We start from the raw sequence: 15,338 nt of genomic DNA on the forward strand, positions 1-15,338 counted from the left end.
CCGTTCCGTCAGCCCCATCACAGTGCCAGTGCCGCAGCGCTGGTCGGGGGCGGCTCAAAACCCAAACCTGGCGAAATCTCCCTCGCCCATCACGGTGTGCTGTTTTTAGACGAGCTGCCCGAGTTTTCGCGCAACGTATTAGAGGTTTTGCGCCAGCCGCTAGAAACGGGAAGTATTCATTTAGCCCGCGCAAGCCATGAGCGCCGCTACCCCGCGCGCTTTCAACTGGTAGCCGCCATGAACCCCTGCCCCTGTGGGCATTTAGGCGATCCAAGAAATCGTTGCCAATGCACGGCCAGCCAAATTCAGCGCTATCAAGCGCGGCTTTCCGGGCCGTTGCTAGACCGTATTGACCTTCAGGTTGAAGTGCCGGCACTGCCACCGGAGCAGCTCACCGCCCAGGCCCAGGGAGAACCCTCTGCAGCGGTACGCGAACGTGTAATGGCGGCGCGTGAACGCCAAATGCAACGCGGCGCGCTAAACAGCCAGCTGAGCGGTAAAGCGCTGGAAGCCGCCTGCGCGCTCAATGATGAAGAGCGCGCCTGGCTGGCGGGGGTGCTCGAAAAACTCAAGCTTTCCGCTCGCGCCTACCACCGCGTGCTGCGCGTCGCGCTAACGCTTGCCGACCTTCAAGGGGTCGAAAAGCCCACTCAGCCGCACCTTATTGAGGCGGTTGGCTACCGGCAACTGGATCGAATGTTAAGAGGGGCGTAGCCGCGGGCACGGCTTGCTGCTGGCTATCGTTAAGCTGATCTAAAAAACCATCGAGCGCTTCAAACAATACTTCACGGATGGCATCGGCCTCGTTCACAAGATGGTGACGGGCGTCTGGGTGGCGATGAATCTCGTTGTTGGGAAACTTCTCCGCCAAAATGGCTAAATTCCATTCCCAATCGACCGTTAAGTCCTGCTCGCCCTGAAGAATAAGAGTGGGCAGCGCCAGCGGCTCTAACGCCAGCAAGCGAGGCATCCAGCGGCGCATCGCGCTTACCCATGCCACGCTTAAGCGCTCAGGCTGCAGCGGGTCACCATCGCGCAGGAACGCGGTAAACTGCTCATCCGTGGAGTTGGGGCGGTATTTACGCGGCAGCTCCTTTAAAAATGGGCTTGCGATTAAATGTACCCAGCTCGCTTGGCTCCAGCCCCAAGGCCGCACCAGCGGCGCCAGCAGCACCAGGCCTGACCAGCCGGCTGCCTCACGGCGGGTAAGCGCATCGGTCGCCAGAATGGCCGCGCCGGTGCTTTGCCCCACGCCCAGCCAGGGTGAAGGCGCCATGCCCTGGGTTTTTAAAATCGTCTGCACGTAGGTCAGGCTGTGTTGATAATCCTCAAAATCTTCTATTTCCGCGCGCGCCCCGCTAGAAAGCCCGTGACCCGGTAGATCCCATAGCACCACTCGCCAGCCCTTAGCGAGCAGGCGTTTAAGCAAATGACGATACAGCCCCATATGATCAAAGTAGCCGTGAACCACAAACGCGGTCCCTATCGGCTGAGGAGGACTCCACACTTGGCACCACAGCGTAAAGCGGCCCGTATCGATAAAGCCTGCGTGAACTTCACTGACATCGGGTAGCAGCGCCTCCAGGCCGTAATGGTGGAAGTAGTCCTGCATCGCATCTGCCAGCATTTCCCCTGGCAACAGGCGGCTAAGGGCAGTCTCACCCGCAGCATGGCGAAACAAGCCTTCCAGATGTTGGAAATCATGCATGGTTGTTTCTCCATAGCGCCATTTTCCGTTGGCCTTAACGCAACTGATGAGTTGCGCGCCTAACGCCTAGTACTTAGCACCTAGCACCTAGCACCTAGCACCTAATCATTTGGTCGAGCATTTTACCACTTTAGGGTCTACGCTGTTTACATGCCCGACCAGATATGGAATTATTTTCCATAAATACATTTTACGCTGCTTGCGGCCAACACATTACCCACAAGCACTCTTACAGGAGAAACCCCATGAGCGAGCGTATCACGCGTCACCATTTACAGGTGGCAACCGATCTAGATCGTTTTATCAATGAACAGGCGCTACCGGGAACGGGCGTTGATGAAAAGGCCTTTTGGGCCGGTGTTGATGCCCTGTTTCACGATTTGACACCCAAAAACCGTCAATTGCTGGAAGAGCGCGACACGCTGCAGGAAAAACTGGATGCTTGGCATAGGGAAAACCCTGGCCGTGTTAACAATATGCCGGCGTATCGCCGCTTTTTGAAAGAGATTGGCTATTTAGCTGACTCTCCTGCCAACGTGGCGGCCACCACTGCTAACGTTGACCGCGAAGTTGCCGTTCAAGCTGGCCCGCAGCTGGTTGTGCCGGTTAACAATGCGCGCTATGCGCTGAACGCCGCTAACGCGCGCTGGGGTAGCCTTTACGATGCGCTTTACGGCACTGACGCTATTTCAGAAGAAGATGGCGCAGAAAAAGGCGCCAGCTTCAACCCAAAACGCGGTGCCAAGGTCATTGCCTACGCTCGCGGCGTGCTGGACCGCGCGGCGCCGCTCGCCACTGGCTCGCACCGTGATGCGATCAAATACGCCATTCGTGACGAACACTTGGTTGTCACTCTGGAAAGCGGGCGTGACACCGGCCTGAAAGACTCGGGCAAACTGATCGGTTTTACCGGTGACGCCGCCAAGCCTGAATCCATACTGCTCGCGAATAATGGCCTGCATCTGGAAATCCAGATTGATCCCACCGATTCAATCGGCAAAACCGATCCGGCTGGCGTGAAAGATGTGGTGGTTGAAGCGGCTCTGACCGCCATTATGGACTGCGAAGACTCCATCGCCGCGGTCGACTCAGAAGACAAGGTTGGTGTTTACAGCAACTGGCTCGGCCTGATGAAGGGCGATCTCGAAGAGAATATCGATAAAGGTGGCAAGACCTTTACGCGCAAGCTCAACGCTGACCGCACTTGGCAAACCACCGATGGCGGCAGCGTTACATTGCCTGGCCGTTCGCTGATGTTCGTGCGCAATGTCGGTCACTTGATGACCACACCGGCAATTCTGGACGAAGATGGCAACGAGCTTCCGGAAGGTATTCTGGATGCGGTAGTGACCTCGCTGCTGGCGTTGCACGACCTAAACAAAGACCCCGATCAGCCGCGTAATTCACGCACCGGCTCTGTTTATATCGTCAAGCCGAAAATGCACGGCCCGGCGGAAGTGGCCTTCGCTAACGAGTTGTTTGGTCGCGTTGAAGACATTCTGGGCATGAGCCGCGATACCCTGAAAATGGGCATTATGGACGAAGAGCGCCGCACCACCGTTAACCTAAAGGCGTGTATTGCTGAAGCGGCTTCACGCGTGGCATTTATCAACACCGGCTTCCTAGACCGTACCGGTGATGAAATGCATACCGCGATGGAAGCTGGCCCCATGGTCCGCAAAGGCGACATGAAAAGCGCCAAATGGATCACCGCGTATGAGGAGAGCAACGTGCAAGTCGGCCTTGCCTGCGGCCTGCGCGGCCGCGCGCAAATTGGTAAAGGCATGTGGGCCATGCCTGACCTGATGCACAACATGCTCGAGCAGAAGATCGGCCACCCGAAAGCCGGCGCTAATACCGCCTGGGTACCTTCACCGACCGCGGCTGCGCTGCACGCGCTGCATTACCACCAGGTCAACGTCACCGATGTCCAGCGCGAGCTGGAAGCCCTGGGCGAGCCTGACTACTTAGACGACCTGCTCACGGTGCCGGTGGCTGAAAACGCTAACTGGTCGGATGAAGAGAAGCAGCAGGAGCTGGATAATAACTGCCAGGGCATTCTGGGCTACGTCGTGCGCTGGGTAGAGCACGGCGTGGGCTGCTCGAAAGTGCCGGATATTCACAACGTGGGCCTGATGGAAGACCGCGCCACGCTGCGCATTTCCAGCCAGCACATTGCCAACTGGCTGCACCACGGCATTGTGGATGCAGCACGGGTGGAAGAAACGCTCAAACGTATGGCCAAAGTCGTCGACGAGCAGAACGCAGACGATCCGACCTATACCGCCATGAGCGCTGACTTTGATGGTTCCACCGCCTTTAAAGCGGCTTCAGACCTGGTCTTCAAAGGTCGCGAACAGCCTTCTGGCTACACCGAGCCGCTACTTCACGCGTGGCGTCAGGTGCATAAAGCCCAGGTTCATAAGACCTAGTAAATTGGTTTTATGGTGTAATCAGCCTCGGGGCTTATGCCTCGGGGCTTTTTTTATAAAAGGAAAACAACAATGACCGTGATGAACGCCGAGCAGATTGAACGCTTTCTGGATGACGTCTTTCCCCAGCGGATGGGTAGGATTGAGAGCGTCGACGAGATGCGTGCCACCATGCGGCTAAAAATTGGCCACGAGCACCTGCGCCCCGGCCCGCGTGTTTCCGGCCCCACCATGATGGGCTTTGCGGACGTCGCACTGTATGTGGCTATTTTGGCGCAGATTGGCCCGGAACCCATGGCCGTGACCAGCGATTTCAACTGCCACTTCCTACGCGCGGCCTCTGGTGATCACGACATTATCGCCCATGCCAAATTGATTAAACTCGGCCGCCGCTTAGGCGTTGGGGAGGTGCAAATATACTCAGCCAGCGATGACATACGCCCTGTCGTGCATGTCACCGCCAGCTATGCGCTGCCAGCCCCCTGATGGCGCTAGCTTACTTCAGGGAGCCGGTCGATCATTCGATCAAGCGTCATTGGGTATTCACGTAGCCGAACGCCGGTCGCATTATAGATCGCGTTGGCAACCGCGGCCGGCACGCCACAAATACCCAGTTCACCCACGCCCTTTGCCTTGAGAGGCGTTGAGGCCGCATCCGCCGTATCCAGGAAAATAGCTTCCTGTTGAGGAATGTCGGCATGCACCGCCACCTCATAACTGGCGAGATCGTGATTGACGAAGAAGCCACGCTCAAGGTCGGCGGTGAGCCCCTCCATCAAGGCAGCACCGACGCCCATTGTCATACCGCCGAGTACCTGGCTGCGCGCCGTTATCGGGTTCAGAATGCGCCCCGCATCACATGCCGCCAGCATACGTCGAACACGGGTTTCGCCGGTATGCGCATGCACGGCCACTTCAACAAAGTGCGCGGCAAAGGTGCCCAGTTGCATGCTGTCCTGAAAATCACCAAAGCACATCGTGTCTTCCGCGACTAGCTCTTCGCCGTTGAGAATATCGGCCAGTGCGAGATCGATCTCACCGGCCATCACGCGGCGATTTTCAAAACGTGCCGCGTCGATATTTAAACGCTTGGCGATCAGCGCTTGGAGCGCCAGACAAGCGGCATACACCCCCGCTGTCGAACTTGCCGCCCCGAACTGCCCCCCCGAACCAGAAGAAACTGGGTAAGCACTGTTGCCCAGCCTGACCTCGACGTCAGCTAGCTCAAGCCCCATTGTTTCAGCGGCTGTCTGGGCAATAATGGTGTAAGAGCCGGTGCCGATATCGGTCATATCCGTCTCAACGATCAACCGCCCGCCCTGCAGGCGAACGCGTGCGCCGGAGTTCAATGTAAGCGCCCCGCGATAAGCGCCGGCCATGCCATGGCCAATCAGCCACTGTCCTTCTCGCATTGACCCTGGCGTGCGGTTACGCGCCTCCCAGCCGAAGGCGTCGGCGCCTTGGCGTAAGCATTCAACAAAGTGGCGTTCGCTAAACGGCTTGGAGGCATCCTCGGGGTCCACCTGCGTATCGTTGAGAATTCTAAACTCAACGGGATCCATGCCCAGCTTTTCCGCCATTTCATCCATGGCAACTTCTAGCGCAGCAAGTCCCGACGCCTCTCCTGGCGCACGCATATCCGCTGACTCAGGAAGATTCATGTCGATGGCTTGGTGGGACACACGACGACTCTCTGCGGCATAAAACGTGCGGGTCTGACTGACAGGATTCTCGCCGCTGCCGCCGGGCAGCGTATGCGATACCGCCGAATGGTCGAAGGCGGTAATCTTGCCCTGGGCATTGGCGGCAATGCGCAGGCGCTGAATAGTGCCGGAACGATGGGTGGTATTGTTGAACACCATGGGGCGCGGCAAGGCCAGCTTGACCGGATACCCAGAGGCGCGTGAGCCAAGCGCTGCCAGCACCGCATCGGCACGCAGCCAAAGCTTGCCGCCAAAGCCACCGCCAACGTAGGGGCTTTCTAAACGGATAGTGTCTGGCTCGATATTAAACGTGGTCGCCAGCGCCTTATGCGTCCAGGCAATCATTTGATTCGAGGTCCATACCGTCATCTGCTGGCCATCTGACCAGTCGACGATTGAGGCATGTGGCTCCATCATGGCGTGGCTTTGGGAAGCGGTGCGATAAACCTCATCCACCGTGACGGACGCAGCTGCAAACGCGGCGTCCACGTCGCCCACATCGGCTAGCGGCTCGCCGGTGCCCTGCAGGCGCTCCCAGGCGGCCTCAAGGTCGAAGACCCCCGGCGCTTCCTCGTAACTCACGTCGATTAGCGCCGCTGCGCTGCGCGCCTGCTCAAGGGTGTCGGCCACCACCACCGCAATCGCCTGATGGTAATGCTCGATAACGTCGCCCCCAAACAGCCGTGCGTCGTTACTCTTTGCCCGGCCCAACGGATCAACCTCAAGCGTTGTCACCACGCTGACGACGCCCGGCGCGCCACGCGCAGCCGACGCATCCATGTGGGTAATTCGCCCATTGGCAATGGTGGCGCACAATGGGTAGCCGACCTTTTGATTCGCCACCACGTCATGACGCTCGTAGGCGTAAGGTGCACGGCCCGTAACTTTTAGGAGGCCGTCAATCCGCGCATGGGGCTTGCCGATAAGACGGGAGTGATCAAACAGGTTGTCTTCGGTGGGTTGATTGAAATCCATGGGGTCACTCCTGAGCCAGCAGCGAGGCAAGCGTTCGCTCTGCCAGGGTAAGCTTGAAGGCGCTCTCTTGCGTGGGGCGGGCGCCGTTGAGCAAGCGCTCCATTAGCGCAGCTGCTCCCTTCGGCAACGCCACATCAGCTTCCTCGCGCCGCCACGGTTTGGGGGCAACGCCACCCAGCGCCACACGGCCGCTGCCATCAGGGGTCTTAATCAAAGCAACGGATACCAGCGCAAAAGCGTAAGAGGCGCGGTCGCGCACTTTATAATAGGCGTGACGCCCTTCGACAGGCGCTGGCAAAACAACGGCGGTAATCATTTCGCCCGGTTCCAGCGCATTTTCCACCTCGGGGGTGTCGCCGGGCAGCCGGTAAAACTCATCGAGTGTGAGGCGCCGGGTTTCACCGCTGGGCATAACGGTTTCTACGTCAGCGTCCAATACCCTGAGCGCAACGGCCATATCCGAAGGGTGGGTGGCGATACACCGATCAGACGTGCCGATAATTCCCAGTTGGCGCGACGTTGCACCATCACCCAGTGCCGCACAGCCCGCGCCAGGCGCACGCTTATTGCAGGGCATGGCCGTGTCATAAAAGTAGGGGCAGCGGGTGCGCTGTAAAAGGTTGCCGCCCGTAGTGGCTTTATTACGCAGCTGGCCCGAGGCGCCCGACACCAGCGCCCGGCTTAAGACGCCATAATCCCGACGAATGCGTGGGTCGGCCGCAAGCCCGCTATTGCGAACCATTGCCCCCACGCGCAAACCGCCGCCGCTGGTGGGCGTAATATCACTGAGTCCGGTTCCCGTCACATCGATCAAATGCTGCGGAATTTCAATCTCGTGCTTCATCAAATCAAGTAGATTGGTGCCTCCGGCGATGAATTTAGCGCCGGGCACCTCGGCAGCCCGCGCGGCCGCTTGGGCCGGGGCGCTCACTCGTTCATAAGAGAAGGCTCTCATGCGCGCTCCTTAGCTGCCTGATTAATCGCTTTTAAAATATTGGCGTAAGCACCGCAGCGGCACAGATTACCCGACATGCGCTCGCGAATTTCGGCATCAGTGATGTCGATCGGTGCGGTTAAATCGTCGGTTACATGGCTTGGAAAGCCTGCCCGCATTTCTTCCAGCACTGCGCTGGCCGAACAGATTTGCCCCGGGGTGCAGTAGCCGCACTGAAACGCATCATGATCGATAAACGCTTGCTGCATGGGGTCGAGCTGGTCGGCTACTGCCCGTCCCTCGATGGTCAAAATATCATCGCCGTCGTGCATAACGGCCAGCGTCAGGCAGGCGTTAATCCGCTCGCCATTAACCAATACCGTGCAAGCGCCGCACTGCCCATGATCGCAGCCCTTTTTTGTGCCCGTAAGTTTTAAACGCTCACGTAATGCGTCCAGTAATGTTGTGCGGTTATCCAGTTCAACGTCGTGTCTTGCTCCATTGACCACGAAAGAGATGCTTGAGCTCTCAGCGCCACTGCGTAAGGTGTCGCCACGCCTTTGAACGCGATTAGGTGGGTTCATAAATGATGCCTTCCTTGCTCGCTGCGGTCGTTTAATGAATGACATAACTGCTTTAGCATAGCCATAATTGTTGTAAGCAACCCGTCTCCTGAGCCTAAATTGTTTAAAAAAAGGCGTCGTGAGATAACTGCCCACGCCCACATGGGCAATGGAAGCCGTTTACTAACAAGGGGATGCGTTTGAAATGCAGCATTTAGCTCGGCAGGTGATTGAGCAAGCCATCGCGTGGGCACAGAAAAGTGAAACGCTTTGGCTGTGCACCGTACTGGCAACGTTTGGCTCATCGCCACGCGCCCCCGGGTCATGGATGGTGGTCAGCCAAACGGGTAAGTTTATCGGCTCACTATCAGGGGGCTGCGTAGAAGAGGACTTTGTACAGCGCCTGGGCGCGGGTGAGTTTGATCAACCGATTACCGTCATGCGCTATGGCGACCCTAACGACGCGCAAGGCGCTCACCTCACGCTGCCCTGCGGGGGCATTCTAGATGTGTTGATCGAACGTCTACCCGCCGAGCCAAAGACGCTTGAACACCTAACGACCTTGCTGGCCGCCCTTCAAGGCCACCGCCGCGTGCTGCGTAACGTGCATTTATCCAGCGGGGAGCGTTACTTTACCGATGAGCCAGGCCTAGGCCCGCGGGTGATACACGATGCTGAAACAGGCATTGTTCAGATGCGCCTCGCCCCCGCCAGAAGGCTCATTATCGCCGGCATTTCACCAATTTCAGCCCCGTGCGCCGCCTTTGCTGTCACCCTGGGGTTTGAAGTCATTGTCTGTGCCCCCGATGAGGCAGCCTGCGAGGACTTTTCAGTACCCGGCGTAGCGGTTAAAGCGTTACTGCCTTCCGTGTATATTGCTACCGGTGCTTGCCATAGCGCCACCGCGGTTGTAGCACTCACCCACGACCCGCGCATTGATGATTTGGCCATGATAGAAGCGCTGCGCACGCCGGCTTTTTATATTGGCGTAATGGGCTCAAGACGTACATCGGCTGCCCGCGCCGAGCGGCTGCTTCGCTCCGGCGGGCTAAGCGAAAAAGAGGTCGACCGTCTGCATATGCCGATTGGCTTAGCGCTAGGCAGCAAGACCCCGGCGGAAATCGCTCTCGCCGTCATGGCAGACATTGTGCGAGTGCAGCACGGGCGCACCATTAATGAGCTCTAGCCATGTTGTCGCATTAGTGATGGCCGCCGGCTACTCCCGGCGCTTTGGCCAGCATGACAAGCGCAGCGCAATGCTAGCCAGCGGACAGTCGCTGCTAGCAACGTCCGTCGCCCATGCTGAGCATGCCTTTGCGCTGCTACGCGTGGCAATTCGGGCAGACGACGCGCCAAGCTTACTCGGCCTGGCCGACACCACGGCGCTGATTCAGCTCCAAACAGCGCACTTGGGGTTGGGATCAAGCCTCGCCGAAGCGATGACAGCGCTGAGTCATGACCCGCGTCTGGATCACGTTGAGGCGGTCGCGATTTTATTGGGCGACATGCCCTGTATTGAACGCAAGACGCTGCTAACGCTTCAGCGATCAGCCACCCGCGACACCATCCTGCGGCCCTGCTATAAAGGGCGACCAGGCCATCCGGTGATTTTTGGACGAGAATTCTGGCCAGCGCTTGAAACGCTACGAGGCACTAGCGGCGCCCAGCCGATTATTCGTCGCCATTTATCCCAGTATCGAGAATATGACGTTCAGGACGACGGCACGCTTATCGATATCGACGCGCCAGAGGATATCGCGAGTGTCGATAGCAGGCGCACAGAACAAGCCCCATAAAAAAGCACTATGGGCGGCTTACGAGGCTTTCACGACCGTCATTGCCAGCATTACCCAGCCTAACATCAGCAACATGCCACCCATCGGCGTGACGATGCCGACGCTAAGCCCCGCCAGCGCCATTAAGTAGAGTGACCCCGAAAAGCCAACAACACCCAGTGCCCAGCAGGCTAACACCCAGCACTGCCCACTTAACGGCTGTACCCGCTTCCATACCAGCACTATCATCATGGCAAGCGTGTGCCATGCTTGATAACGTACGCCCGTTTCAACAGCGCTGACCATTGCTTCGCTCGTCCGTGCCTGCATGCCATGCGCCGCATAGGCACCCAGCATCACCATTAATACGCCCCAGAGCGCCGCGACACACCACCACACTTTATCTGTTCGTTGCACGTTGCTCTATTGCCTCCGGTTTGATTGCGCCCTACGCGCTGATTGCACTCATGGCGTACCTTGAACGGCTCGAAACCGCTACAATAGGCAACGCATTGCCACGACGAATGAGACACTCCTATTCATGTCTACACAAGCTATGCCCATACAAATTGAGCTAAACGGTGAGCCACATACGCTGGCGGCCGGCCTTACCGCCGCCGACCTAATTGAACAGCTAGGCCTTAGCGGTCGTCGTATCGCCGTTGAAATTAACGAAGAGATTGTCCCCCGCAGCCAGCACGCCACTACCTGCCTGGCCGATGGCGACCACGTGGAAGTCGTGCATGCCATTGGCGGCGGCTAAGGAAATACTATGACGCAACCTACCTCTGTACCGCTAACTGATGCCCCGCTAACCATTGCCGGGCGCGATTTTCATTCGCGCCTGTTAGTTGGCACCGGTAAATACAAAGATTTTACAGAAACTGGCGCCGCCATTGCCCAGAGCGGCGCTGAAATTGTCACGTTTGCCGTCCGCCGTACTAACTTAGGCCAGGATGCCGGTGCGCCCAATCTGTTGGACGTTATCTCGCCCCAGCGCTACACCCTGCTACCTAACACCGCCGGCTGCTATACCGCTAAAGACGCGGTGCGCACCTGCCGTTTAGCCCGCGAGCTGCTTGATGGCCATAACCTGGTCAAACTGGAAGTGCTCGGTGACGAAACCACGCTTTACCCCAATGTGGTAGAGACACTAAAAGCCGCCGAAACACTGCTTGCCGACGGTTTCGATGTGATGGTGTACACCAGCGACGACCCTATTGTGGCTCTCGAATTAGAAGCGATGGGCTGCTGCGCCATCATGCCGCTGGGCTCGCTAATCGGCTCTGGCCACGGTATTCAGAACCCGCACAACGTACGCCTCATTGTTGAGCGCAGCAGCGTACCGGTGCTGGTGGATGCAGGTATTGGCACTGCGTCAGACGCGGCCATGGCCATGGAGCTAGGCTGTGACGGCGTGTTGCTGAATACGGCCATTGCTCATGCCCGCGAGCCGCTACGCATGGCCAACGCCATGAAGCTGGCCGTTGAGGCCGGGCGCGATGCATTTTTAGCCGGCCGCATGCCACGTCGGCAATCCGCCGACCCTTCCTCACCTTTCGCAGGCCGTATTAACGGTTAATTGATTCGAGACCCCATGACTGAATCTAGCTCTGAAAACAGCCCTGAAAATAGCGATTCTCAAGATAGCTCTCCTGAGAACAACACCGGCCCAGAAAGCCAAGATGCTCCGTTGCACCGCCGCGGCATTAAAAGCTATGTGATTCGCGCGGGCCGAATGACTCCGGCACAGAACCGCGGGTTAGACGATGTATGGCCGCGCTTTGGCTTGACCATCGGGCAAGGCCGTCAAGATCTAGACGCACTCTTTGGACGCCAAGCACCACGCGTAGTGGAAATCGGCTTTGGCATGGGTAACTCGCTTATCGAACAGGCCCAGACTCACCCAGAGACGGATTTTATTGGCATTGAAGTCCATGCCCCCGGCGTTGGCAAACTGCTTGATGAAGTTGATAAACGTGGGCTTACCAACCTTCGCGCTTATCGGGAGGACGCCCTAGCAGTGCTTGAGCAGTGCCTTCCCGAAGGCTCGCTGACCACGCTGCAGCTATTCTTCCCCGATCCGTGGCCGAAGAAAAAACACCATAAGCGACGCATCGTGCAACCGGCATTCGTCGAGCTAATTCGTACGCGCCTGATGCCTGGCGGTACCTTCCACTTAGCAACCGACTGGGAAGCCTACGCCGAATGGATGGCCGAAGTGATGGAAGTAGCCCCCGGCTATGCCAACACGGCCACCCAGGAAACGGCTCCCTATGTACCCCGCCCCACGTTTCGTCCGCTGACCAAGTTTGAAGCACGCGGCGAGAAGCTCGGCCATGGGGTATGGGATTTGATTTACCAGCGTCAAGATTAAACTGCTTCGCGAAAAGCGAGCGTTGAATATAAAGGCGGTACAGGCTGGTGGCCTAAATGGTCGCCAGCTAACGTGGCATCCCATATTTAGGGATAAAATAGTCAACATTTCTAAATCAAGCAGGTACTACACTTATTGCTTTAATTCAGTCCCTATAAAGAAAAGTGGCGTTATCTAACTAGCGTTATTAATAGTCAGCGAGGTTAATATACCCATTTGATGCAAGTTTTCTATTTCAGCATAAATTTCCTCGCAAAAAGAAGTAGCGACGTTGCTTAACGGTTTATTTTTAGACTTAAGCAACGCAATTTCCCACTCAATCGTTGGTTCTATTGGCTTAGAGACCACGGCGGTTCCCTGCAATAACAGCTCAGCAATAGGGTCAATTAGCGCCACCCCAAGACCCCGATCAACTAACGCGCAAACGCCTCTCATATGACGCATTTCAGCGGCAATATGCCTCTTCATATCTATTTTCTGCATTAAGTAATCGACCCTAGCGCGCAAAGGGCTGTCCGACATAAGCTCTACGAACGTCTGATTTTGAAGACTTTTTATCGCGACCACATCCTCCTTAGCAAGGGGGTGCGAACGATGCATGATGCAGCGCGCCGAACAGCGCGCAAGGCTGCTGACCGTTGCGCCGTAAGTATTTGCTTCAAGCGTTATTCCAAGCGCGACGTCGCAGGTGTTGTTATCGATCATTTTAAGCAACTCTTGTAACCCGGCATCGATCACGCGCACCCCTACATTGGGATGATGCTGTTTAAAGCGCTTAATTACATCCAATAAGAAGGTGTCGCAAAAGATGGGCTGAGCGGCCACCACCACACTACCTAGCTGGTTATTAGAAATGGCATCGGCATCTTTTTGAGTATCACGAATACTCGCCATAAGCCGCAACACAGACGCATGATATAAAAAGGCTTCTGTGGTGGGTAAAAGCTGGTTACGAGTACGCTTGAATAATGCAAAGCCTAGCTCATCTTCTAAACCCATGAGCAAACGGCTGACCATCGACTGGCTAATCCCTAACGTTTCTGCAGAGGCCTTCGTGGTGCCATGTTTCATAAACGCATCAAAGGCTTCAATTTCTTTTATTTTCATTACTTTAAACTCTCTTTAGCAACTATTAACTACGTCCTTAGCAGATAAATAAGGCCTTATATCAATAGCAAGCTTGCAACTTTTTGCCACCACTAGAACAAAATTGAATACTACATTGAATTGTTGCAAACATTTTCATACCTGTCTATTTTAAAAACGCTGGATCTAATAAATGTTAGTAACAAAACCATGCAATAACCGTTGCGGAGAAAAGCATGAAACTCACCTTAAGCTTAACGGCAGCCACTCTTCTCGCTGCATCCACGGCATATGCCCAAAGCTATCCCTCTGGGCCCGTCACGCTTGTCGTGCCTTATGGCCCAGGCGGCGCATCTGATCTTGCAGGGCGTGCCTTTACAGAGTCTGCACGTGAATATTTGGGTGAGCCTATCACCGTGGTCAACCAAGCCGGCGCCGGCGGGATGACAGGTGCTCGCGACGTTACACGTGCAAATCCAGATGGTTATACCCTGCTACTGGCCCGTGTCGGTATGGCGCTGTCTCCAGCCGTTAACGATAACAGCAGCGTTGATTGGGATGAGTACACGTTTATCAGCCCTCTTGAAGCGACGCCCATGATTCTCGCAGTGGCGGATGACTCGCCCTATGAAAGCGTGGAAGCCCTATTGGAAGGCATCGAAAACGATCCGGGCGCTATGAGCTACGCAGCCTCAGGTGCCACTGCAATTGATGGTTTTACCGTTCAAGCACTGCTTGCTGATGCCGAGATGGACCCACTGACGGCGGCAACACTGATTCCGTATCGCGGGGGCGGTGAGCTTGCTACCGCTCTGCTTGGGGGGCATGTCGACTTCCTCGCTATCGCCGCCGCGTCGCTGATGCCACATATTGAAAGTGGCGATATGCGCCCGCTAATGGTCTTTTCGCCAGAGCGCATGGCAACCCTACCGGATGTTCCTACCGCAGAAGAACTGGGCTACGAGCTAGCCGGCCAAGTCATTGGCTGGAGCGCCTTGTATGGCCCGCCAGACCTACCCGAAGAAGTCGTTACGACCTGGGCCAACGTGGTGAAACAAGTGGCCGAGGACGAGCTATGGCTCAGCCGTACCGAAGACCGTGGCTCCATCTCTACTATCGGTAGTATCGATATGGAGACCTATGCAAAAGAGCAATATGAGTTTTATCGCTCCTTAGCAGAGCAGTTCGGCTACTTGGAGTGAAGCAGAGCTAAGCACTCGGGCTTCACCGCATACACTATTTTAGCTTTGGAGGGGTCATGGGTATGACACGCGGTTTAATAATCACAGCGCTGTTCGGGGTCGTACTGTTTTTACTGATCCCTGCCTATGTGCCCCGCCCACGGTTTATTCCAGGGTTTGCTCCACCGCCTGATATGTGGCCACGCACGGTGTCAATGATCGGTATTGCACTTGGTCTATTGCTCGCGGGGCTTTCGTTCTTGCCTAAAGCCGAGGCAATTGCCGATCCTGAAGATGCCAGCGCCATACGCGGCAACACGTCAGTGACCACACTGCTTATTCGCTTCGGCTGGACGGTGTTAGCTTTTGTTATCTTTATTGGCTCAGTAAAACTGCTCGGCTTCTTACTCTCAAGCATTCTGCTGCTAGCCGCCATGCTGATACTGACGGGCTACTGGCGCCAAAAAATCGTCTCCCTCCTCGTTGCCGTTGTACTGCCATTGGCTCTATATCTGTTTTTCTCCAGCGCACTCAATACGCGTTTCCCTATCGGTAGCCTATTCAAAGCTATCGGTATTTAACCTACCGCGTATAGGACTTAACA

Annotated in this window: 16 protein-coding genes; 10 read left to right on the forward strand and 6 right to left on the reverse strand. The window is 56.3% G+C overall.

The window, feature by feature from the left end; genetic code table 11:
• The coding region (locus tag ACTH5D_RS07825) for a YifB family Mg chelatase-like AAA ATPase (RefSeq protein WP_441669927.1) at positions 1-714 on the forward strand (714 nt) is incomplete at its 5' end.
• On the opposite strand, the gene ACTH5D_RS07830 is transcribed toward ACTH5D_RS07825, so the two are convergent.
• The gene (locus ACTH5D_RS07830) at positions 662-1,708 is read right to left on the reverse strand and encodes an alpha/beta hydrolase (protein ID WP_441669929.1); all 1,047 of its coding nucleotides are present in this window, start codon (positions 1,706-1,708) and stop codon (positions 662-664) included. The genes ACTH5D_RS07825 and ACTH5D_RS07830 overlap by 53 nt on opposite strands.
• Positions 1,709-1,953: 245 nt before the next feature.
• Here ACTH5D_RS07830 and ACTH5D_RS07835 point away from each other — a divergent pair, with 245 nt between their 5' ends.
• Positions 1,954-4,140, forward strand: coding sequence for a malate synthase G (locus ACTH5D_RS07835; RefSeq protein ID WP_441669931.1), 2,187 nt, complete (start codon positions 1,954-1,956; stop codon positions 4,138-4,140).
• 72 nt (positions 4,141-4,212) lie between these two features.
• Positions 4,213-4,626, forward strand: a complete 414-nt coding sequence (locus ACTH5D_RS07840; RefSeq protein WP_441669933.1) for a PaaI family thioesterase — start codon at positions 4,213-4,215, stop codon at positions 4,624-4,626.
• A gap of 5 nt (positions 4,627-4,631) precedes the next feature.
• Here ACTH5D_RS07840 and paoC read toward each other — a convergent pair whose 3' ends face one another.
• From paoC to ACTH5D_RS07855, 3 genes are read right to left on the reverse strand one after another with little or no spacing between them, the layout of a single operon-like run.
• The gene (gene paoC, locus ACTH5D_RS07845; protein ID WP_441669935.1) at positions 4,632-6,818 is read right to left on the reverse strand and encodes an aldehyde oxidoreductase molybdenum-binding subunit PaoC; all 2,187 of its coding nucleotides are present in this window, start codon (positions 6,816-6,818) and stop codon (positions 4,632-4,634) included.
• 4 nt (positions 6,819-6,822) lie between these two features.
• Positions 6,823-7,773: an FAD binding domain-containing protein gene (locus ACTH5D_RS07850; protein WP_441669937.1), complete on the reverse strand. Its 951-nt coding sequence runs from the start codon at positions 7,771-7,773 to the stop codon at positions 6,823-6,825.
• Positions 7,770-8,336 (reverse strand): 2Fe-2S iron-sulfur cluster-binding protein, encoded by a 567-nt coding sequence (locus ACTH5D_RS07855; RefSeq protein WP_441669939.1) that lies wholly within the window; start codon positions 8,334-8,336, stop codon positions 7,770-7,772. Before ACTH5D_RS07855 ends, ACTH5D_RS07850 begins: the two co-directional genes overlap by 4 nt.
• A 184-nt stretch (positions 8,337-8,520) precedes the next feature.
• On the opposite strand from ACTH5D_RS07855, the gene ACTH5D_RS07860 reads away from it, so the two are divergent.
• On the forward strand, positions 8,521-9,501 hold the full coding sequence (locus ACTH5D_RS07860; protein WP_441669941.1) for an XdhC family protein: 981 nt from the start codon (positions 8,521-8,523) through the stop codon (positions 9,499-9,501).
• On the forward strand, positions 9,491-10,111 hold the full coding sequence (locus ACTH5D_RS07865; protein ID WP_441669943.1) for a nucleotidyltransferase family protein: 621 nt from the start codon (positions 9,491-9,493) through the stop codon (positions 10,109-10,111). The genes ACTH5D_RS07860 and ACTH5D_RS07865 overlap by 11 nt, the downstream gene beginning before the upstream one ends.
• A gap of 18 nt (positions 10,112-10,129) precedes the next feature.
• On the opposite strand, the gene ACTH5D_RS07870 is transcribed toward ACTH5D_RS07865, so the two are convergent.
• On the reverse strand, positions 10,130-10,507 hold the full coding sequence (locus ACTH5D_RS07870; RefSeq protein WP_441669945.1) for a DUF423 domain-containing protein: 378 nt from the start codon (positions 10,505-10,507) through the stop codon (positions 10,130-10,132).
• Positions 10,508-10,646: 139 nt separating this feature from the next.
• Between ACTH5D_RS07870 and thiS the strand changes: the two genes are divergently transcribed.
• The 3 genes from thiS to trmB are packed head-to-tail and all read left to right on the forward strand — an operon-like array spanning position 10,647 to position 12,467.
• A complete protein-coding gene (gene thiS, locus ACTH5D_RS07875; RefSeq protein ID WP_441670006.1) occupies positions 10,647-10,853 on the forward strand; it encodes a sulfur carrier protein ThiS in 207 nt (68 codons plus the stop codon).
• A gap of 9 nt (positions 10,854-10,862) precedes the next feature.
• Positions 10,863-11,672: a thiazole synthase gene (locus tag ACTH5D_RS07880; RefSeq protein WP_096277068.1), complete on the forward strand. Its 810-nt coding sequence runs from the start codon at positions 10,863-10,865 to the stop codon at positions 11,670-11,672.
• Positions 11,673-11,687: 15 nt separating this feature from the next.
• Positions 11,688-12,467 (forward strand): tRNA (guanosine(46)-N7)-methyltransferase TrmB, encoded by a 780-nt coding sequence (trmB, locus tag ACTH5D_RS07885; RefSeq protein ID WP_441669947.1) that lies wholly within the window; start codon positions 11,688-11,690, stop codon positions 12,465-12,467.
• 174 nt (positions 12,468-12,641) lie between these two features.
• On the opposite strand, the gene ACTH5D_RS07890 is transcribed toward trmB, so the two are convergent.
• Positions 12,642-13,574: a LysR family transcriptional regulator gene (locus ACTH5D_RS07890; RefSeq protein ID WP_441669949.1), complete on the reverse strand. Its 933-nt coding sequence runs from the start codon at positions 13,572-13,574 to the stop codon at positions 12,642-12,644.
• A gap of 215 nt (positions 13,575-13,789) precedes the next feature.
• Here ACTH5D_RS07890 and ACTH5D_RS07895 point away from each other — a divergent pair, with 215 nt between their 5' ends.
• Together ACTH5D_RS07895 and ACTH5D_RS07900 are read left to right on the forward strand one after the other, a co-directional pair.
• The gene (locus tag ACTH5D_RS07895) at positions 13,790-14,755 is read left to right on the forward strand and encodes a Bug family tripartite tricarboxylate transporter substrate binding protein (protein ID WP_441669951.1); all 966 of its coding nucleotides are present in this window, start codon (positions 13,790-13,792) and stop codon (positions 14,753-14,755) included.
• Positions 14,756-14,811: 56 nt separating this feature from the next.
• Positions 14,812-15,315, forward strand: a complete 504-nt coding sequence (locus tag ACTH5D_RS07900) for a tripartite tricarboxylate transporter TctB family protein (protein WP_441669953.1) — start codon at positions 14,812-14,814, stop codon at positions 15,313-15,315.
• Positions 15,316-15,338 lie beyond the last annotated feature (23 nt).

The sequence above is a fragment of the Halomonas sp. genome, assembly GCF_052095695.1.
Taxonomy (GTDB): Bacteria; Pseudomonadota; Gammaproteobacteria; order Pseudomonadales; family Halomonadaceae; genus Vreelandella.